The organism is Pseudomonas sp. R76 (genome assembly GCF_009834565.1).
GTDB lineage: Bacteria > Pseudomonadota > Gammaproteobacteria > Pseudomonadales > Pseudomonadaceae > Aquipseudomonas.
Genome location: NZ_CP019428.1, coordinates 3766985 through 3788079, shown reverse-complemented (window position 1 = coordinate 3788079; position 21095 = coordinate 3766985). Strand labels below are relative to the sequence as shown.

The following is a 21095-nucleotide window of genomic DNA, read 5'->3' as shown; positions in this document are numbered from 1 at the left end:
TCTACTTGATGTACTGAGATCCAACTGTGGGAGCTGGCTTGCCTGCGATGCAGACACCTCGGTTCGTCCGGTGCATTGCGGTGATGCCATCGCAGGCAAGCCAGCTCCCACATTTGATTGAGTACAGCCTCAGGGAACAGTCCCACCCCCAACATTTCCCAGTCATTAGATTGGCGTCAAAACGCCACTAATGGCCCTGTGATAATTAATCAACTGCCCAATAATTATTCTCGCTACAATCGCGCGCTTTGCCATCTGGCACGGGCGTTCCACGCCCGTCAGTTCTGAGAAACCCCATGCTGATCGGTAGTTATTCCCCCTCCCTGGTGGTGATTTCCCTCTTCGTCGCGATCCTGGCGTCTTACACCGCGCTGGATCTGGCCGGCCGCATCGCGACCGCCAAAGGCCGCGCCGTCTATGGGTGGATCGCGGGCGGTGCATTGGCGATGGGCGTCGGTGTCTGGTCGATGCACTTTATTGGCATGTTGGCCTTGCGCCTGCCATTTGCCCTCGGGTTTGACCTGGGCATCACCGCGCTGTCGCTACTGATTGCCGTGTTGTCCAGCGGCTTCGCCTTATGGCTGGTCAGCCAACCCCGTCTGCCGGCATGGCAGCTGGCGTTTGGCGCGCTGATCATGGGGGCAGGTATCAGCAGCATGCACTACACCGGCATGGCCGCCATGCGCATGACCCCCGGTATCGATTACGACCCAACCCTGTTTGGTGCTTCGTTGCTGATCGCTGTCGGGGCCTCCGGCGCTGCGCTGTGGATCGCCTTCAACCTGCGTCGCAACACACCTTACGTGCGCCTGGCGCGTGGTGGCGCAGCCGTGGTGATGGGCATTGCGATTGTGGGCATGCACTACACCGGCATGGCCGCCGCGCAGTTTGATGACAACAGTTTCTGCGGCGCCGCGTTGACGGGGCTCAGCGGCAAGGGCCTGGACAATCTGGTGCTGGTCACCAGCCTGGCGGTGTTGATCATCGCGCTGCTGACCTCGTTGCTCGACGCGCGCCTCGAAGCGCGCACCGCCGTGCTCGCCGACTCCCTGACCCTGGCCAATCAGGAACTGACCCACCTGGCCCTGCACGACATGCTCACCGGCCTGCCCAATCGCACCTTGCTCGCCGACCGCATTCAGCAAGCCATCCAGGCCGTGAACGAGCAGGGCGGCTGCTTTGCCCTGATGTTTATTGACCTGGACGGCTTTAAACCGGTCAACGATGCCTTTGGTCATCACATGGGTGACCAATTGCTGCGCGAAGTGGGCTTGCGTCTGCGCGAGGATCTGCGCAGCCAGGACACTCTGGCACGCATCGGCGGTGATGAATTCGTGTTGCTGGTGCAATTGACCCAGCCGGACGATGCCTTGGGCCTCGCCGAGCGCCAGGTCGGCCTGATCAACCGGGCGTTCACGGTGGCCGAGCATGAGCTGAAGATTTCCGCCAGCCTCGGCATCGCGCTGTACCCCGGCAACGGCGGCAACCCTCAGGAACTGTTGATGAATGCCGACGCCGCGATGTACCACGCCAAGGGCATGGGCAAGAACGGCTACAGCTTCTTTGATGTGTCAATGAACACCAATGCGCGCAAACAACTGCAGTTGTTGCAGGACCTGCGCAATGCCCTTGAGCACAATCAACTGCGGCTGTATTACCAGCCCAAGTTCGACGCGCTCAGCGGTCTCCCGGTGGGTGCCGAGGCGCTGTTGCGCTGGGAGCATCCGCAGCAGGGCTTATTGCTGCCGGCCGCCTTTATCGAGGTGGCGGAAAAGACCGGGTTGATCATTCCCATCGGCGAGTGGGTGCTGAATGAAGCCTGTCGCCAGATGCGCTTGTGGTACGCCCAGGGTTATGAAGACTGGCGCATCGCGGTGAACCTGTCGGCATTGCAGTTCTGCCATGCCGGGCTGGTCAACAGTGTCGCCGCAGCGCTCGACCGCCATCAGTTGCCCGCCAATAGCCTGACCCTGGAAATCACTGAAACTACCGCCATGAGCGATGCCGACGCGAGCATGACGGTATTGCAGCAGCTGTCGGACATGGGCGTCGACCTGTCCATCGACGATTTCGGCACCGGCTATTCCAGCCTGATGTACCTCAAGCGCCTGCCGGCCAACGAACTGAAGATAGACCGCGGTTTTGTCCGCGACCTGGAACACGACAGTGACGACGCTGCCATCGTCTCGGCCATCGTTGCCCTCGGCCAGGCCCTTGGCCTGCGCATCGTCGCCGAAGGCGTAGAGACCGATATGCAACAGAGTTTCCTGACGCGCCTGGGCTGCAACGCCCTGCAAGGCTACTTGCTGGGGCATCCCTTGCCGGCCGACGGATTCATGGCCGACATCCTGCGGGCCGAAGCTGCAGCAGCGCCTGACAAAAGCCGTGGGTGACGGGTATTCTTGGATCCAACCTTAAACAAATGGTTGAATCAGGAGACCGCACGCATGGACAAAGTCGTCATCATCACCGGGGGCAGCCGTGGTATCGGCGCCGAGACGGCATTGCTGGCCGCCCGCGAGGGTTACCGCATCTGCATCAACTATCAGTCTGACGAAGCAGCCGCCCACCGTGTGCTGGAGCAGGTTCGTGGCCTGGGTGCCCAGGCGATCGCGGTGCGTGCGGACGTCAGCATTGAGGATGAGGTGATTGCGCTGTTCCACCGCGTGGACGCTGAGCTGGGGCGTGTCACCGCGCTGGTCAATAACGCCGGCACCGTCGGGCAAAAATCGCGGGTTGATGAGATGTCCGAATTCCGCATCCTGAAAATCCTGAAGACCAATGTGCTGGGGCCGATCCTGTGCGCCAAGCACGCGGTGCTGCGCATGTCGCCCAAACATGGCGGGCAGGGCGGCAGTATCGTCAACGTGTCGTCGGTGGCTGCGCGCCTGGGTTCGCCGGGCGAATACGTCGACTATGCAGCCTCCAAGGGCGCGTTGGACACCTTCACCCTTGGCCTGTCGAAAGAGGTGGCGGGTGAGGGCATTCGCGTCAACGCCGTGCGCCCTGGCTACATCTTTACCGACTTCCACGCCCTCAGCGGCGACCCGCACCGCGTCAGCAAACTGGAATCGGGTATTCCCATGGCCCGTGGCGGGCGCCCGGATGAAGTGGCGGAAGCGATTATCTGGTTGCTGTCGGACAAGGCTTCGTATGCCACGGGTACATTCCTGGATTTGGGCGGCGGTCGTTAACGTGTCGCCTGATCAGGTTGGCAGATGGCGCAGCGTTTCATAGCCGTGCCAGGAAAACTGCTGGAGCAGCGAGGCTTCCGAGTTGTCCCGGTTGCCAAAGCCGTCTTCGGAAAACCCGTCTATATAGCCATTGCGGCTATGGCTGGCGTTCAGGGTTCGGTCGTCCACGTTATCGATAAAGCGCAGTACTTTGTCGAGGTCGTAGGCCGCATCGGCCCTGGCTTGCGGATCGGGGTTGGCATCCGTCCAGTCACCGACCTGCTTTTTGAGGTCTTCACCCACGTGGTAATGATCGCGGCCTTCCAGGAAGCGTTTCATGACCGAGCTTTGCTCGATAATCCGTTCTGCCGAGCGGTGGTCGCCGGATGGCCGGCCCATGGGGCCGGTCATTTCGCGCACTTGATTTTGCTCCGCTGCACGCATGTAGTTGGGTGGGACAGGCAAGGGATTAAAACCTGAGGGCGATAAGGGGTTCATAAAAATCCTTAATGTTGACTAAGAAGACGCACATTCCAGTGTGGGAAAAGTGCGCCTTCCTATGTGGTCCAGGCTTCGATTTGGTTCCAGCTCAAAAAGAGCGAACGATCCGCCCCAGCGTCTCCATGGCTTTTTCCGACGCCTCAGTCCAGGGGCTGCCATAGTTCAAGCGAATGCAGTTGCGAAAGCGCTGGGTCGCCGAGAAAATCGGCCCCGGCGCAATACTGATGCCCTGGGCCAAGGCCATCTGGAACAGCTTCAACGAATCGGTCTTCTCCGGCAGTTCCAGCCACAGAAAGTACCCGCCGGCCGGCTGGCTGACCCGTGTCTGTGCCGGGAAGTAACGCGCGATGGCCGCGAGCATGGCGCTTTGCTGTTCTTCCAGAGCGTAACGTAACTTGCGCAGGTGCCGGTCATAGCCGCCATGTTGCAGGTAGTCGGCAATTGCCGCCTGGGCCGGCATCGAGGGGCACAGTGAGGTCATCAGCTTCAAACGCTCGACTTTCTGCGCATAGCGCCCGGCCGCCACCCAACCTACGCGGTAACCCGGGGCCAGGCTCTTGGCAAAGGAGCCGCAGTGCATGACCAAGCCTTCGGTGTCGAAGGCCTTGGCCGGCTTCGGCGCCTGTTGCCCGTAATACAGCTCCGCATACACATCGTCTTCGATCAGCGGGACTTGATGGCTGCGCAGCAGTTCTACCAGCGCTTGTTTCTTCGCCTCCGGCACCGTGGCGCCCATGGGGTTCTGGAAGCTGGTCATGGTCCAGCAGGCCTTGATCGGGTAGCGCTCAAGGCTTTGTGCCAAGGCGTTGAGGTCGATACCGTCGCGCGGGTGCACAGGGATTTCCACGGCCTTGAGCTTCAGGCGCTCCAGCACTTGCAGGCAGGCATAAAACGCCGGTGCTTCAATCGCCACCAGGTCGCCGGGCTCGGTCACCGCCTGCAGGCACAGGTTCAGTGCTTCCAGGGCGCCGTTGGTGATCAGCAATTCTTCCATGGGCAGCATCAGCCCACCGACCATGTAGCGCAGGGCAATCTGCCGGCGCAATTGCGGGTTGCCGGGCGACATGTCGGTGACCACCAGGCGCGCGTCCATCTCACGGCTGGCACTGGCCAGGGAGCGCGCCAGGCGTGGCAACGGAAACAGCATCGGGCTGGGGAAGGCCGAGCCGAAGGGCACGGTGTTGGGGTCCTTGATGGAGTCGAGCACCGAAAACACCAGCTCACTCACGTCCACTTCAGTGGACTCATGCACCTGCTCGCTCACCACCGGCTCGGAGAATGGGCTCGGCGCGTGGGTGTTGACGAAGTAACCGGAACGCGGCCGAGCACGGATCAGGCCACGGCGCTCCAGCAGGTAGTAAGCCTGGAATACCGTGGACGGGCTGACGCCGTGGGTCTGGCTCGCATAGCGCACCGACGGCACGCGCTGGCCGGGCCCCAGCACGCCGGAGCGGATCAGTTCTGCGATGTCATCGGCGAATTTTTCGTAGCGTTTCATGAGGGCCTAATTAGCTTTCTAAAATTATACGCAGGATTAAATGTGGGAGCTGGCTTGCCTGCGATAGCCATAGGTATCTACACAACTTTGAGTGCGGCGCTAACTTGCTGTCTGGCAGATTACAGCTATCTAACTGATGCACCGCGTTCCAAATGTGGGAGGGGGCTTGCCCCCGATGGCGGCCTGACAGCCGACCAGGGTGCTGGATCAGACCGAGTACATATCCATTCCTGCGGTAACGGCCACTTAGGGTTCCGCTCTTACAGCGGCTCACTTTGGAAAAAGCCGGAATGCCGGCCCAGCCCAAAGTAAGCAAATGGCTCTTGCCCCACCACTCGGCACCTCGCTTGGGCTCGGTGTGCCCGTAATCCGACATGGATTTGGGGGGCCGCCGCCACGCGCCATCCATGGCGCGGGGCGGCTAAACCGGCATCCCTGCCGGTTTACCCCCCAAATCCATGTCGAATTCCGGCCAGCGTGGTTTAACGGGGCGCCTAAGATCAAGATCAAAAGCCAGATCAAGAGCAAGAGCGGCTCGCTGCGCATCGTGGGTACGGTTTGCAGCTACAAAGTTGTGTAGATACCTATGCTGCGATAGCGATGCCACAGCCAGCTTTATCCTTGGCTGACCGGACGCTATCGCAGGCAAGCCAGCTCCCACCTTTATCGCTCAGCGGTTCATCGGCGCCACAAAGCGGCTGTCGGCAGCACTGTAGACCCACGGTTCATCCACATCCGTGACCTTGAACCGCAAGGTCTGCGAACTGCTTGCTGGCTTATCGGCCAGCAACGCCACCGACACCGGTATATCGCTGATTTCCCCCGGCGCCAGGCTGATCTCGGTCTTGCCTTGCAACTGGAAACCCTCAGCATCGACCAGCTCCAGGCGGTAGTCCTGACGCTGCTGCGTTTTGTTGATGACCTTGAGGCTGTAGATGTTCTCGATCAAGCCCTGGCTGTTTTCGCGGAACATGCCCCGGTCCTTGGTCACGTCCAGCGACACCATTGGCCGCCCCACCAGGGCCACCACCAAGGCCGCGATCATCACCAGCAGCACGGCACTGTAGCCGATCAGCCGTGGCCTGAGCAGTTGGGTGCTACCGCCTTGCAGTTGGTGTTCGCTGGTATAGCTGATCAAGCCACGGGCATAGCCCATTTTGTCCATGATCGAGTCGCAGGCATCGATGCAGGCTGCGCAGCCGATGCATTCCATTTGCAGGCCGTCACGGATATCGATGCCGGTGGGGCACACTTGCACGCAGAGCTGGCAGTCGATGCAATCACCCAGCCCGACGTCGGCAGGCTTGGCTTCGCGTTTGCGTGGCCCACGGTTTTCTCCACGCGCGGCGTCGTAGGAAATGGTCAGGGTGTCCTTGTCGAACATCACGCTCTGGAACCGCGCATAGGGGCACATGTGCATGCACACCGCTTCACGCAGCCAACCGGCGTTGAGGTAGGTGGCAGCGGTGAAAAACAGCACCCAGAACAGGCTCACGCCGCCCATTTGCCAGGTCAGCAGCTCCATGGCCAAGGGGCGAACGGGTGTGAAATAGCCGACAAACGTCAGCCCGGTAAGCACGCTGATGCCCAGCCACAACGTATGTTTGGCTGAACGTCGCGCCAGCTTGTTCAGGCTCCAGGGCGCCGCTTGCAGTTTGATGCGCTGGTTGCGTTCGCCTTCGGTGACCTTTTCACACCACATGAACAGCCAGGTAAACGAGCTTTGCGGGCAGGTGTAGCCGCACCATACTCGGCCTGCGAAGACGGTAACGGCAAACAGGCCGAAGGCGCAGATGATCAGCAGCACTGACAACAGGATGAAGTCCTGAGGCCAGAACGTCGCACCGAAAATATGGAACTTGCTTTCAGCCAGGTCCCACAGCACCGCTTGGCGCCCACCCCAGTTCAGCCACACGGTGCCGAAAAACGCCAGAAACAGCAGGCCTGCACCGCTCACGCGCAAGGTGCGGAACAGGCCGGTGAAACTGCGGGTATGGATCAGGTTGTCGCTGGATTTGGCCTTCACCTTCTTTGGGTGTATGGGCTCAAAGGTTTCCACGGTTGGGATTCTTTCGCTCATGGTCGTTCGCTCATCAGCCTCCATCAGGCGAATGAACTATGAACGCCGCACTGTTTGCGTAACAGACTCAGCTATGGCGATAAAAAGCAGATCAGATGGGTTGCTCAAACACGCCTGCGGCGATCTGCTGCACCCCGTGGCGTGTGGAATGCAGCGGTTTCAATCGCATGCTGATACAGATCAATCAAATCACTGAATCACTGTCGGTAGCCTTCAAGTGTTTGCGCCCGTCCTCGGCGCCGGCGACGGTCAAGGCGTCGGCCTCGGCTTCGGTGATGTAGATCCTGTCGTTATCCACTGTGACAAAAGACATGGCTTTGAGGCTGTCGGTACTGACTGTCACATCCACGGCGGGCAGGCTGCGCTCCTGGCCGTTTTCGTCGACCTTGAAATAGCACGTCTGGTTTTCGATACGGACTGGCATGGTGATTTCCTTTCCCTGAGCTGGTGAACGTTAGGGTTCGGGGCCATGTCAACGGTTCCAGGCAACTGACTGGCGGTCGCCGCTGTCAACCCTTTACCAACTCTTACAAAGGACTGCTTTCCATGGACGCCTGGTGGCATGAAGTGTGGCAAACCTTGCAAGCTGAATTCGCTGACATAGGCGATGCCAAGCAACTCACCCAGATCACCGTGCGCTTGCTGATCGCCGCGATCCTGGGCGGTATTCTCGGGTTTGAGCGCGAGCACAAAGGCAAGGCGGCGGGTGTACGCACCCATATGCTGGTGGCGTTGGGCGCAGCCCTGTTTGTGCTGGTGCCACAGATGTCCGGCAATCAGGCCGATGCCATGAGTCGCGTGGTGCAGGGCGTGATTGCGGGCATCGGCTTTCTCGGCGCCGGCACTATCCTCAAAGGCAAAGAAGATGAAGAGGGCCAGCATGTCAAAGGTCTGACCACCGCCGCCGGCCTGTGGATGACCGCAGCGATTGGGGTCGCTGCCGGAATGGGCCGTGAATCTACAGCGGTGCTCAGTACGTTGTTGGCCTTGGCGGTATTTAGCGTGATGCCCAGGATTGTCAGAGCATTCGAGGCCTCTGATGACCACCGGTCAGACCAGTAGGTCCTTTTCTTTCACTTGGCCGAATATCTTGGCGACCAGCGCGGGCTCCCCTTTGTTGCCGGAAATCACCAGCACAGTGGCATTATTTTCACGTGAGTATTTCAACTGCATTTCGCCACTGGCGCCTGATAACTGGTTGACCCAGTGCAGGGGTTTATTGAGTTGCCTGCTAATACCGGTGACGTCGATTTTGTCTCGGTCAGAGACGAAATTCCTGATTTCGCAGGGGTGTTCAAGGGTAGATGCCGCGGTATTACTGAAGCTGTAGGTTTTGGAATGCTGTGCGTGGTCAGGTTCGCGGTATCTCTCTGGCCTCAAACCATCAGGATGTGAAAATTGCAGCGCCCCGATCGCTTTGTGCACCTCGGTGGCAATGTCGCAGAGGTGGCTACCCTTGGCGTGCAGGTCATTCATAAAGTCATGAATGCTGTTCAGGCGGGGCTGCTCTTTTCGGGAAAAATCGAGGACCATCTCAACGCGACCGTCCTCCGGGGCCTTCATCAAACGGGCCTTTAGATCGAACAGTATCGAGTTCACATGTCTGCGGTAGGCCTCGACCTGCTCGTTCGCGACAGGATCGAACGCAGTGTTGATCGACTCTTGTTTTAATTGGGTCTCGATCTTGCCAAGGGTCTTTATGCAAGACGCCGCGTTCGGGCCGCTCAACACGCCTTTGATGTTGTCTGCGGTCAACACGCGGTCGATCTTTTCGAAGTGGGCTTTTGACTCCTCGGATTTAGGGTGGCGCATCATGTGGTTGAGCGTTTTAGGGGTTAGCTGGGCGCTGAGGTCGTCGAGCTCTACTTCGATTTTGGCCCGGCTTTCAGGCGTCATTTTGGGCTCATCGGGGCGCATTGGCTCCCGGGCGCTGTTGGGGCCGGATTGGAGCAGGTCGTCCACGGGTTTGGCAGACACGACGTCGGGTGCCGAGGGGGTGACGGGGGAAATAGTGTGGATTGGCGGTGCGTCTGAGCGAGCTTGCGATGGGGTAGAGATGGTCGACATGATGATTCCTCATAGACGGATCGGCTGAACGCTGGGGCCTCGGACTTGGCGTTGAGGTCAGCGTAAAGTCAGTATGGGAAGTATCGGGTCTGTTGGGGTTAGGGCTTTCCCTTTTAAGTAAGTGGGAAATTTCGACTATTAACGTCCGCCTGCACGTCTTGGTGCAATTGCCACCCTTGCACGGATCGAGCAAGCGGACGCCGAACCTACAGCGAATACGTCAGAGGATGACCGGCGGCTCGCTCGTTGGGGGTTCCTGCACGGGCGGCGGCTCATTTTCAGGCGGTTCCTGTTCAGGAATCGGCGGTGGCTGCGCAGGCGGTAATGTCGGGTCGTCGATGTTCGGGTCAGGTGTTTCAGCCGGAATCGGGATATTCATCGGTGTGGCCTCCTTTGTGCTTTGCTCTACCGGTGGACAACCGCCGGGGAGATTTGATTCCCCGCCCAATGGCGGTACATCCACCTGAACTTTTGCACTCACGGCAGGCTCGGACCTATTACGGCCCTGCTCAGGGAGAGCGCTGCCGCCTCAGAATTCGGATCAAGCAAAGAGCGTCCACAGGGCGTAAGGGGAAGATGCTCGATGACTGCTGAAACACTGGCTCCAGACGACTCCATATTACCGCTGTCCCAGGCGTTGCTATTGCCCAGGATCGCTATCGAAAGTACTGCACCGGTGATCGACGGCGGCGAATTTGCCGTCAAGGCGGTGGTTGGCCAACGGGTGACTGTCACCAGCAAGGTGTTTGCCGACGGGCACGACAAGCTGGCCGTGCTGATCCGCTGGCGCCCGCTGCAAGACGAAAGCTGGCACAGCGTGGTCATGGCCGACGTCGGCAATAACGGTTGGGAAGGCGCGTTTACGGTCGCTCAGCAAGGCCCCCACGAATACTGCATTGAAGCCTGGATCGATACGTTTGCCAGCTTCTGCTACGAATTGCGTAAAAAGCACGAAGCCGGCGTGCCGGTCAGCCTGGAGCTGCAGGAAGGCCGCAGCCTGGTGCTGCAGGCAGCCGAGCGCAGTGACAATGAGCTGCGTGACCGCTTGATGCTGCTGCACCACGAACTCTCCGGGCTGCTGGAAACCGAGCAGGTCGCACAGTTCCTGCACGAAGACAGTGCGCACTTGATGACCCAGGCCGATCATCGCGCCTACTTGAGCGTCAGCCCCGTCTACCCAATCGATGTGGAACGTGAGGCTGCGCAGTTCGCCAGCTGGTACGAGCTGTTTCCCCGCTCGATCACCGACGATCCTGCGCGTCACGGCACGTTCAACGATGTGCACTCACGGCTGTCGATGATCCATGATATGGGCTTTGACGTGCTGTATTTTCCGCCGATCCACCCGATTGGCCGCAGCCACCGTAAAGGCAAGAACAATTCCCTCACGGCTGGGCCCGATGATCCAGGCAGCCCGTACGCAATTGGCAGCGAGGAGGGCGGCCACGAGGCCATCCACCCGCAACTGGGCAGCCGCGATGACTTCCGCCGCCTGGTCAAGGCCGCCGCCGACCATGGCCTGGAAATCGCCCTGGACTTTGCGATCCAGTGCTCCCAGGACCACCCGTGGCTCAAAGAGCATCCCGGCTGGTTCAACTGGCGCCCGGACGGCACGATCAAATACGCCGAAAACCCACCGAAGAAATACCAGGACATCGTCAACGTCGACTTCTATGCCGCTGACGCGATCCCAAGCCTGTGGATCGAGTTGCGCGACGTCGTGGTGGGCTGGGTGGAAGAGGGCGTGAAGACCTTTCGCGTCGACAACCCGCACACCAAGCCGCTGCCGTTCTGGCAATGGTTGATCAGTGATGTACGTTCGAAGCACCCCGAGGTGATCTTCCTCGCCGAAGCATTCACCACCCCGGCGATGATGGCGCGCCTGGGCAAGGTTGGTTATTCGCAGAGTTACACCTATTTCACTTGGCGCAACACCAAGGCCGAGCTGAGCGAATACTTCGCGCAGTTGAACGAGTCGCCGTGGCGCGAGTGCTACCGGCCAAACTTCTTCGTCAATACGCCGGATATCAACCCGGGCTTCCTGCATGAGTCGGGTCGCCCAGGCTTCTTGATCCGCGCCGCGTTGGCCACCATGGGCTCAGGCTTATGGGGCATGTATTCAGGCTTCGAATTGTGCGAAGCCGCGCCGGTGCCGGGCAAGGAAGAGTACCTGGACTCGGAGAAGTACGAGATCCGCCCGCGCGACTTCACGGCGCCGGGCAATATCATTGCCGAAATCGCCCAACTCAACCGCATTCGCCGGCAGAACCCGGCGCTGCAAGCGCACCTGGGCCTGAAGCTCTACAACGCCTGGAATGACAACATTCTGTACTTCGGCAAGCGCAGCGAAGACGGTAGCAATTTCATCCTGGTGGCGGTCAACCTCGATCCGTTCAATGCCCAGGAAGCGAACTTCGAGTTGCCGCTGTGGGAAATGGGCTTGCCGGATGATGCCCAGACCCAAGGCGAAGACTTGATGAGCGGCCATCGCTGGACCTGGTACGGCAAGACCCAGTGGATGCGGCTGGAGCCGCACACCCCATTTGGAATCTGGCGAATCACAACATCCTGAGCCCGGCCCGATCATCAGACCGATGAGGATCCAATGTGGGAGCAGGCAAGCCAGCTCCCACAATGACCGTATTCCTTCAGGCGGTTTTTTCAGAATTTTCAGGAGTTTCCAATGGCGAAGAAACCCAAGGCTGCCACCTTTATCAAAGACCCGCTCTGGTACAAGGACGCGGTGATCTACCAGGTTCACGTCAAATCCTATTTCGACTCCAACAACGACGGCATCGGTGACTTTCCCGGGCTGATCGCCAAGCTCGACTACATCGCCGACCTGGGTGTGAATACCATCTGGCTGTTGCCTTTCTACCCCTCGCCACGCCGTGACGACGGCTATGACATCGCCGAATACCGTGGCGTGCACAGCGACTATGGGACCATGGCCGACGCCAAGCGCTTTATCGCCGAGGCGCACAAACGCGGGCTGCGGGTGATCACCGAACTGGTGATCAACCACACCTCCGACCAGCACCCCTGGTTCCAGCGAGCACGCAAGGCCAAGCCGGGTTCGGCGGCGCGGGACTTCTACGTTTGGTCCGACGACGACCAGAAATACGACGGCACGCGCATCATCTTCCTCGACACCGAAAAGTCCAACTGGACCTGGGACCCGGTCGCCGGCCAGTACTTCTGGCACCGTTTCTACTCCCACCAGCCGGACCTGAATTTCGACAACCCGCAAGTCATGAAAGCGGTGCTGTCGGTGATGCGCTATTGGCTCGACATGGGCATCGACGGCCTGCGCCTGGACGCCATTCCGTATCTGATTGAGCGCGACGGCACCAATAACGAAAACCTGCCGGAAACCCACGACGTCCTCAAGCAGATCCGCGCCGAAATCGACGCCCATTACCCGGACCGCATGTTGCTGGCCGAAGCCAATCAATGGCCGGAAGACACGCAGTTGTATTTTGGAGACAAGAAGGGCGACGACGGCGATGAATGCCACATGGCCTTTCACTTCCCGTTGATGCCACGTATGTATATGGCGTTGGCCCAGGAAGATCGCTTCCCCATCACCGATATTCTGCGCCAGACCCCGGAGATTCCCGCTAATTGCCAATGGGCGATCTTCTTGCGCAACCACGATGAACTGACCCTGGAAATGGTCACCGACAAAGAGCGCGACTACCTGTGGAATTACTACGCCGCTGACCGTCGTGCCCGCATCAACCTGGGCATTCGTCGACGCCTGGCGCCGCTGGTGGAGCGTGACCGCCGCCGCGTCGAGTTGCTCAACAGCCTGCTGCTGTCGATGCCCGGCACGCCGACCTTGTACTACGGCGACGAAATCGGCATGGGCGATAACATTTACCTGGGCGACCGCGACGGCGTGCGCACGCCAATGCAGTGGTCCATCGACCGCAATGGCGGCTTCTCGCGCGCCGACCCGGCCAGCCTGGTGCTGCCGCCGATCATGGACCCGCTTTACGGCTACCAGTCGGTCAACGTTGAAACCCAGGCCCAGGACCCGCATTCGCTGCTCAACTGGACGCGGCGCATGCTCGCAGTGCGTAAGCAATCCAAGGCCTTTGGCCGTGGCAGCTTGAAAATGCTTTCGCCGAGCAACCGCCGCATCTTGGCCTACACCCGTGAATTCACCGGCGAAGACGGGCGCACGGAAATCATCCTGTGCGTGGCCAACGTGTCGCGCAGTGCCCAGGCGGCTGAGCTGGACCTGTCGGCCTTCGCCGGCATGGTGCCGGTGGAAATGCTCGGCGGTAATGCCTTCCCGCCAATCGGCCAGCTGAATTTCCTGCTGACCCTGGCACCTTACGGTTTCTATTGGTTCGTGCTGGCGGCGGAAAACCAGATGCCGAGCTGGCATGTGCAACCGGCGCAAAGCATTCCGGACTTCACCACGCTGGTGTTGAAAAAACGCATGGAAGAGTTGCTCGAAGAGCCGTGCCGCACCACCCTGGAGCAGACTTCACTGCCGGCCTGGCTGCCCAAGCGGCGTTGGTTCGCTGGCAAGGACGTGGCCATCGACAGCGTGCGCATTGCCTACGGCGTGCGTTTCGGCGACCCGCAGCACCCGGTGCTGCTCAGCGAAATTGAGGTCAGCAGCGGTGGCCAGGTCAGTCGTTATCAGTTGCCATTCGGCTTCCTCGCCGAAGACCAGTTCACCAGCGCCTTGCCGCAGCAACTGGCCCTGGCCCGTGTACGCCGCACGCGTCAAGTCGGGTTGGTGACCGATGCCTTCAGCCTTGAGCACTTTATTCGTGCGGTGATCCACGGCTTGCAAGCCGGCACCGTACTGGACACCCCTGAAGGCGATTTGCGCTTTGAGGCCACGCCGCATCTGGCCAATTTGCACTTGAACGCTGAGTCGCAGGTGCGCTACCTGTCGGCTGAGCAGTCCAACAGTTCGGTGGTGGTGGGCGAAAGCCTGGTGCTCAAGCTGATCCGTAAAGTCAGCAGCGGTGTGCACCCGGAGCTGGAAATGAGCGCCTACCTGACCGCCGCCGGTTACCCGAACATTTCGCCCTTGCTCGGTTCGATGATTCGGCGTGATGCCCAGGGCGAAGACAACCTGTTGATGATTGCCCAAGGCTATTTGAGCAATCAGGGCGACGCCTGGGCCTGGACGCAAAACAGCCTGGAACGCGCGATTCGCGACGAGCTGGCCGAAGCCATCTCTGAACAGGAACAGCACTACAACGCACTCGGCGAGTTGCAGGATTTTGCCGGCCTGCTCGGCCAGCGCCTGGGTGAAATGCACGTGGTGCTGGCGGCGAAAACCGCCAATAAAGACTTCAAGCCCGAAGCGACTACCGTCAAGGACACCCAGGCCTGGGCCAAGGACGTCGGCGCGCAGATCGACCGCGCCCTGCAGTTGCTCAAACTTCATCAAAGCCAATTGAACCCTGCCGATCAGGCGCTGGTCAGTGAATTGCTGGCGCAGAAAAAAGCCATCGGCGCTCACGTCCAGGCCCTGGCGAAAGCCACGGCGGGCGGCCTGCGGATCCGCGTCCACGGTGACTTGCACCTGGGCCAGGTACTGGTGGTGAAAGGCGATGCCTACTTGATCGACTTTGAAGGCGAACCGGCGCGGCCGCTGCATGAACGGCGCGGCAAGCACAGCCCGTATAAAGATGTGAGTGGTGTGCTGCGTTCGTTTGATTACGCCGCCGCCATGGCCCTGAATGTGCAAGGCGTGGATCACTCGCCGGAGGCGGACATCGCCCGCAAACGCGTGACCGACCGTTACTTGAGTGAGGCGCGTGAGGCATTTATCCAGGCTTATCATCAGGCTACGACTACACTGGCGCATGACTGGCAGGATGCCAAAGGCCAGAGCGCCGCGCTGACGTTGTTCAGTTTGGAGAAGGCCGCGTACGAAGTGGCTTACGAAGCGGAAAATCGCCCGACCTGGTTGCCGGTGCCGTTGCAAGGTTTGCACGGCCTGCTCAGTGGGCTAACACCTATATCGAAAACTGCACGCGGTGGGGAGACGTCATGAGCTTTACAAATAAAGAACCGCTGCAACCGAAGTTGACGGCCATGCCGGCGTCCAAGGACGTCGAAGCACTGGTCAGAGCCGAACACCACGACCCGTTCTCGATTCTCGGGCCCCATGATGACGAGCAGGGCGGGCAATTTATCCGCGCGTTCCTGCCTGAAGCCTTGAGTGTAAAGGTCTTGGCCCGTGACAGCGGCGAACAAATCGGCAGCCTCGACGCAACTCAAGTGCCGGGTCTGTTTGTCGGGCATTTCGCCACTCGCCAGGAATACCTGCTGAAGATCCAGTGGGCCGGCGGCGAGCAAATCACCGAAGACCCATACAGTTTCAGCCAGTTGCTGCTCGGTGAAATGGACCTGTACCTGTTTGCCGAAGGCAATCACCGTGACCTGAGCAGCTGCCTCGGCGCCCAGGTGACCAGCGTCGATGGCGTGCAAGGCGTGCGCTTCGCCGTGTGGGCGCCGAATGCGCGGCGCGTGTCGGTGGTGGGCGATTTCAATATCTGGGATGGCCGCCGTCACCCGATGCGCTTGCGTCACCCGTCCGGCGTGTGGGAGATCTTCATTCCGCGCCTGCAACCGGGCGCAGCCTACAAGTACGAAATTCTCGGCGCCCACGGCATTCTGCCACTTAAGGCCGACCCGATGGCCTTGGCCACCCAGTTGCCGCCCGACACCGCGTCGAAAGTCGCCGCGCCGTTGCAGGTGGATTGGCAAGACCATGAGTGGATGCAGTCGCGTGCCGACAAGCAGAAACCCACAGCGCCGCTGTCGATCTATGAGCTGCACGTCGGTTCCTGGCAGTGCGAATTGGACGAGGCCGGTGAAGTGTCCCGCCAGTACGGCTGGCGCGAACTGGCTGAGCGTCTGATTCCGTATGTGCAGGAATTGGGCTTCACCCACATCGAACTGATGCCGATCATGGAACACCCGTTCGGCGGTTCCTGGGGCTATCAGGCGTTGTCGCAATTTGCCCCGAGTGCGCGTTTTGGTTCGCCGGAAGATTTCGGCTTTTTCATCAACGCGCTGCACCAGGCCAATATTGGCGTGATCCTCGACTGGGTGCCGGCGCATTTTCCCACCGACACCCACGGCCTGGCCCAGTTCGACGGCACGGCGCTGTACGAATACGCCAACCCGCTGGAAGGCTTCCACCAGGATTGGGACACGCTGATCTACAACCTGGGCCGCACCGAAGTGCACGGTTTTATGCTGGCCTCGGCATTGCACTGGCTAAAACACTTCCATATCGACGGTTTGCGTGTGGATGCCGTGGCGTCGATGCTGTACCGCGACTATTCGCGTAAAGCCGGTGAGTGGGTGCCCAACCGCCACGGCGGCCGCGAGAACCTGGAGGCCATCGACTTCCTGCGCCACTTGAACGATGTGGTGGCACTGGAAGCGCCGGGCGCGCTGGTGATCGCCGAAGAGTCGACCGCCTGGCCGGGCGTCAGCCAGAGCACCCAGCAAGGTGGCCTGGGCTTCAATTACAAGTGGAACATGGGCTGGATGCACGACTCGCTGCATTACATCCAGCAAGACCCGGTGTACCGCGCCCATCATCACAACGAGCTGAGTTTCGGCCTGGTGTATGCCTGGTCCGAGCGGTTTATCCTGCCGATCTCCCACGATGAAGTGGTGCACGGCAAGCACTCGCTGATCGACAAGATGCCCGGCGACCGCTGGCAGAAGTTCGCCAACCTGCGCGCTTACCTGAGTTTCATGTGGATGCACCCCGGCAAGAAACTGCTGTTCATGGGCTGCGAATTCGGCCAATGGCGGGAATGGAACCACGACCAGCAGCTGGACTGGTACCTGCTGCAATACCCCGAACACCGGGGCGTGCAGAAGCTGGTTGGTGACCTCAACCGTCTGTACCGCGAGGAACCGGCGCTGCATGAACAGGACGACGCCCCGCAAGGTTTCCAATGGTTGATCGGCGACGACGCGATCAACAGCGTCTACGCTTGGCTACGCTGGAGCAAAGACGGCAAGCCGGTCCTGGTGGTCGCCAACTTCACCCCGGTGCCGCGTGAGGCGTATGCGGTCGGCGTGCCGTTTGCCGGGCGTTGGAGCGAGGTGATCAACAGTGATGCCGACATGTATGCCGGTTCCAACTTCGGCAATGGCGGGGAAGTGTTTACTCAGGATGAGCCGCGTCATGGGCAACCGGTGTCGCTGTCGTTGAACCTGCCGCCGTTGGGCGTGTTGATTCTGCGCCCGGAAACGCTTTAAGGGCTCTAGCATGGCGGATTCTGTTGTCCGCGCTACTGGCAGGGTGCCACAATGGCGCCTTTGTCGTGGCAGTCGAAGCAGGCGTATTTAATGAACGGCCTTGGGCGTGGACAGGAACAGGATGGCTTTATCGAGGAGCAGGTGCGAACGGACCGTTTGCATCAGCTGTTTCGCCAATCGTTCGCCGCCATTTTCGGCAGTTACCTTGGCGCCGTCATGCTCTGCTGGCTGTGCTGGGACCGTTTCGACCACAATGTCATGCTGGTCTGGCTGGTGGTGCTGGCGGTCACATCCCTGCTGCGCGTCAAGATGTTCACCGAGTGGTTTCGCTGCCCTGAAAAAGAGCGCACGCCCGACCGCTGGGAACGCCGTTACTGGGTCACGCTAATGCTCTCTGCGGGTGTCTGGGGCATTGGCGCCCTGGCGGTCATGCCCCCCGACGATCGTGTATCGCAAGTGCTGGTCATGCTGTTTACCGTCGGCATGTCGGTCAGCGCAGTGTCCTGTTATTCCGCTTATCGCTACATGACCATGGGCTCCATGGCGCTGGTGCTCTTGCCGTGCACGCTGTGGTTGCTGTTCCAGCCATCGCCGATGCAAGTGGGCGTGGCGGTGGCGGTGTTGGTGTTCTCGACCTTTGTGGTCAGCGCCACACGCAAATTTTCCGATGCCTTGGAAAAAGCCTTTCGCCTGACCCGGCAAATGGAACGTGCCCACCATATTTCTACCCGCGCCGCGCAGACCGATGAGCTCACCGGGCTAATGAATCGCCGCGCATTCTTCGAACATGCCCAGCTGTTGTATGAGCAATGTCGCCATAACCAGCAACCGCTGTGCGCATTGATGATGGACATGGATCACTTCAAGGACATCAACGACACCTACGGCCACCAGGCCGGCGACCAGGTGTTGCGCCAGATTGGCGGGGTGATCAGTGCGTCGTTTCGCCAGGCCGATGTGTATGGCAGGCTCGGGGGCGAGGAGTTTGCGGTGTTGTTGCCCAATACGTCGCTGGAGACCGCGCGGGGCATCGCCGAGCAACTGGTCAAGGCGATTTCGGGCCTGGCTTCAGCGCCCGTGCAGGGCTTGACCGCCAGCCTCGGCGTGGCCACCACCCGCAGCCTCGACCAGGACCTGCACAGCCTGATGAACACCGCCGACAAGGCGCTGTATCGCGCCAAGGCCATGGGCCGCAATCAAGTGGCGGTGGCGGAATAAAGCCTCAGTCCTTGCGCATCGATTTGGCCAACGCCTGCGCCACCTGCTCGGCGGAGTAGGGCTTGGGCAGGAATTCAAAGCCGTCGTAACCACTGTCGGCCAGCTCTTCGCTGTAGCCCGACGTCAACACCACCGGCAGATCCGGCCGGCGCTCGCGCAGCAGCTTGGCCATGGCCACGCCGGTCATGCCGGGCATCACCACATCCGAGAAAATCGCGTCGAAGCCCGTAACCGCAGGGCCAGCCAGCGTGAGTGCCTGTTCTGCATGGGTGGCCCAGGTGGTCTGGTAGCCCAGGTCCTGCAAGATCTGATTGGCGAAACGGCCGACTTCCAGGTTGTCTTCGACGATCAGGATATGGCACAGCGAGGTGTCGTGAGCCAGGCTGCGCGCGTCCTGCACCAGGTTGGACGGCACAGCCGCAGCTTCAGCTGCGGGCAAATACAGGGTAAACACGCTGCCTTGGCCAAGGTGGCTGGCCACATCGACGTTGCCGCCCGACTGCTTGGCAAACCCGAACACCTGCGACAAGCCCAGGCCGGTGCCTTTGCCCACGGCCTTGGTGGTAAAGAACGGCTCGAAGATGCGCTCCACGGTGCCGTCGTCAATGCCGCTGCCGGTATCGGCCAGTGCAATCGCCACAAACGGCTGGCGGGCTTCGGCCTCGCCACGAATGCGTGGCAGCGCCGTCAGCGTGCTCACGCGCAGCGTGAGGGTGCCGCACCCGTCCATGGCATCCCGGGCGTTGAGCGCGATGTTGATCAATGCGGTTTCGAACTGGCTGGGGTCGACGCGCACGTAGCAAGGCTGGTGCGGCAGTTCAATCTGCACATGGATGCGTGCGCCGGTGACGCTTTCGAGCATCTCGCCGATGTTTTTCACCCGCAGGCACACATCGAAAACTTCCGGGTTCAGCGGTTGGCGACGGGCGAACGCGAGCAATTGGCTGGTGAGCTTGCTGGCGCGCTCGACGGTGTCCGACACGGCGCCCATGTAGCGTTGGCGCCGCTCTTCGGACAAACCTGGCTGGCGCAAGAAGTCCACCGAGGAGCGAATAATCGTCAGCAGGTTGTTGAAGTCATGGGCCACGCCGCCGGTCAACTGGCCAATCGCTTCGAGCTTTTGCGACTGGTGCAGCGCCGCTTCGGCCTGGGTCAAGGCGTGGGTGCGTTGTTCTACCCGCTGTTCCAGCGTCGCGTTCAGCTCGGTAATGGCGGCAAGGCCCTCGCGTACGGCAGCGTCGGCGCGCACGCGCTCGATATGCGCCCAGGAGCGCTCGGTGACTTCACCCACCAATGCCAGGTCGTACGGCGACCACAGGCGCGCGGATTTGTGGTGCACGGCCATCAGCGCGGTCAGGCGCCCGTCCTTGATCAGCGGGAAACACACGGTCGCCGTGGCGCCCAGCGCCTGATAGCTGGCCGATTCTTCTGGCGGGAATTCGTCGCGATTGTCGCGAATCACCAGCGCTTCACCGGCGCGCAACTGTTTGACCGCGCGGGCGCCGAACGACGCCAGGCTGTAACGCCCGACGATACTTGGCGAGCCGGGTGCGGCCCAGTTGCCGCGAATGGTGAAGCCGTCTTCATCGGCGTCCATATCGGCATAGGCGCAATTGGACACCGACAGGTGCTCGGCCAACAGACGCGTGGTGGTGGTCATGATGGCTTCGGCGTCGGTGGCGTTGGTCACGGCGCTGCCAATGGCATCCAGTACGGCCAGGCGGCGTGCGAGGAACACGGTGGCGGTGGTCTCAGTGACGGTATTGAGCATGCCGACGACCGTGCCTTGAGGGTCGCGCAAAGGGCTGTAGCAAAACGTGAAGTAGGCCTGTTCGGGGCCGTTACCGCGCTCAATCACCAACGGAAAGTTTTCGACGTAGGTCGCATGCCCTTGAAAGGCTGCGTCAGCTATCGGACTGACTTCATCCCAGACCTCACGCCAGGTCTCGCTGAACGGCCGCCCCAATGAATACGGTTTATCGCCAAGAATAGGCACAAATGCATCGTTGTAGAGCGTGATCAAGTGTGGTCCCCAAACAATGGCGTGGGGGAAGCTTGAGGCAAAGCACAGGGCCACCGTGGTCTTGAGTACATCAGGCCATTGCTCCAGCGGGCCGAGTGGGGTACTGGCCCAATCGTGCTGGCGAACCCTCTCAGCCATGTCGCTGCTGCTTTGCAGCCAATTCATCATCGGGTGAACACCTTATTTGCCGCGGCCTCTGGAATGCCTGAAAACATCAGCACATCCAGCTACAGACCTGCATGGACGCTGCCAGTTCAGCGCGATTATCCA

General features: G+C 60.4%; 14 protein-coding genes. 7 read left to right on the top strand and 7 right to left on the bottom strand.

The window, feature by feature from the left end; genetic code table 11:
• Positions 1 to 296 precede the first annotated feature (296 nt).
• A complete protein-coding gene (locus PspR76_RS16925) occupies positions 297 to 2393 on the top strand; it encodes a putative bifunctional diguanylate cyclase/phosphodiesterase (protein WP_159957055.1) in 2097 nt (698 codons plus the stop codon).
• 54 nt (positions 2394 to 2447) lie between these two features.
• On the top strand, positions 2448 to 3194 hold the full coding sequence (locus tag PspR76_RS16920; protein WP_159957053.1) for an SDR family oxidoreductase: 747 nt from the start codon (positions 2448 to 2450) through the stop codon (positions 3192 to 3194).
• A 12-nt stretch (positions 3195 to 3206) separates the two neighbouring features.
• Here PspR76_RS16920 and PspR76_RS16915 read toward each other — a convergent pair whose 3' ends face one another.
• The 4 genes from PspR76_RS16915 to PspR76_RS16900 all read right to left on the bottom strand — a co-directional run bounded on the left by PspR76_RS16915 (position 3207) and on the right by PspR76_RS16900 (position 7676).
• A complete protein-coding gene (locus PspR76_RS16915) occupies positions 3207 to 3638 on the bottom strand; it encodes a hypothetical protein (RefSeq protein WP_237235672.1) in 432 nt (143 codons plus the stop codon).
• A 124-nt stretch (positions 3639 to 3762) separates the two neighbouring features.
• Positions 3763 to 5172, bottom strand: a complete 1410-nt coding sequence (mapR, locus tag PspR76_RS16910; protein WP_159957051.1) for a GntR family transcriptional regulator MpaR — start codon at positions 5170 to 5172, stop codon at positions 3763 to 3765.
• Positions 5173 to 5842: 670 nt separating this feature from the next.
• Positions 5843 to 7252: a cytochrome c oxidase accessory protein CcoG gene (ccoG, locus tag PspR76_RS16905; protein WP_159957049.1), complete on the bottom strand. Its 1410-nt coding sequence runs from the start codon at positions 7250 to 7252 to the stop codon at positions 5843 to 5845.
• A gap of 184 nt (positions 7253 to 7436) precedes the next feature.
• Complete coding sequence (locus PspR76_RS16900) at positions 7437 to 7676, bottom strand: DUF3203 family protein (RefSeq protein WP_159957047.1); 240 nt, start codon at positions 7674 to 7676, stop codon at positions 7437 to 7439.
• Positions 7677 to 7798: 122 nt separating this feature from the next.
• Here PspR76_RS16900 and PspR76_RS16895 point away from each other — a divergent pair, with 122 nt between their 5' ends.
• Positions 7799 to 8314 (top strand): MgtC/SapB family protein, encoded by a 516-nt coding sequence (locus tag PspR76_RS16895; RefSeq protein ID WP_159957045.1) that lies wholly within the window; start codon positions 7799 to 7801, stop codon positions 8312 to 8314.
• On the opposite strand, the gene PspR76_RS16890 is transcribed toward PspR76_RS16895, so the two are convergent.
• Positions 8303 to 9319 (bottom strand): M10 family metallopeptidase C-terminal domain-containing protein, encoded by a 1017-nt coding sequence (locus tag PspR76_RS16890; RefSeq protein ID WP_159957043.1) that lies wholly within the window; start codon positions 9317 to 9319, stop codon positions 8303 to 8305. The two genes, PspR76_RS16895 and PspR76_RS16890, sit on opposite strands and share 12 nt — an antisense overlap.
• 220 nt (positions 9320 to 9539) lie before the next feature.
• Positions 9540 to 9698, bottom strand: a complete 159-nt coding sequence (locus PspR76_RS31070; protein ID WP_174245633.1) for a hypothetical protein — start codon at positions 9696 to 9698, stop codon at positions 9540 to 9542.
• Positions 9699 to 9902: 204 nt separating this feature from the next.
• On the opposite strand from PspR76_RS31070, the gene PspR76_RS16885 reads away from it, so the two are divergent.
• The 4 genes from PspR76_RS16885 (at position 9903) to PspR76_RS16870 (ending at position 18802) form a co-directional block, all read left to right on the top strand.
• Complete coding sequence (locus PspR76_RS16885) at positions 9903 to 11891, top strand: alpha-1,4-glucan--maltose-1-phosphate maltosyltransferase (protein WP_159957041.1); 1989 nt, start codon at positions 9903 to 9905, stop codon at positions 11889 to 11891.
• 111 nt (positions 11892 to 12002) lie between these two features.
• Complete coding sequence (gene treS / locus PspR76_RS16880; protein ID WP_159957039.1) at positions 12003 to 15350, top strand: maltose alpha-D-glucosyltransferase; 3348 nt, start codon at positions 12003 to 12005, stop codon at positions 15348 to 15350.
• Complete coding sequence (glgB, locus tag PspR76_RS16875; RefSeq protein WP_159957037.1) at positions 15347 to 17584, top strand: 1,4-alpha-glucan branching protein GlgB; 2238 nt, start codon at positions 15347 to 15349, stop codon at positions 17582 to 17584. The genes treS and glgB overlap by 4 nt, the downstream gene beginning before the upstream one ends.
• A 51-nt stretch (positions 17585 to 17635) precedes the next feature.
• Positions 17636 to 18802, top strand: coding sequence for a GGDEF domain-containing protein (locus tag PspR76_RS16870; protein WP_159957035.1), 1167 nt, complete (start codon positions 17636 to 17638; stop codon positions 18800 to 18802).
• Positions 18803 to 18806: 4 nt separating this feature from the next.
• Here PspR76_RS16870 and PspR76_RS16865 read toward each other — a convergent pair whose 3' ends face one another.
• Complete coding sequence (locus tag PspR76_RS16865) at positions 18807 to 20993, bottom strand: GAF domain-containing hybrid sensor histidine kinase/response regulator (protein WP_159957033.1); 2187 nt, start codon at positions 20991 to 20993, stop codon at positions 18807 to 18809.
• Positions 20994 to 21095 lie beyond the last annotated feature (102 nt).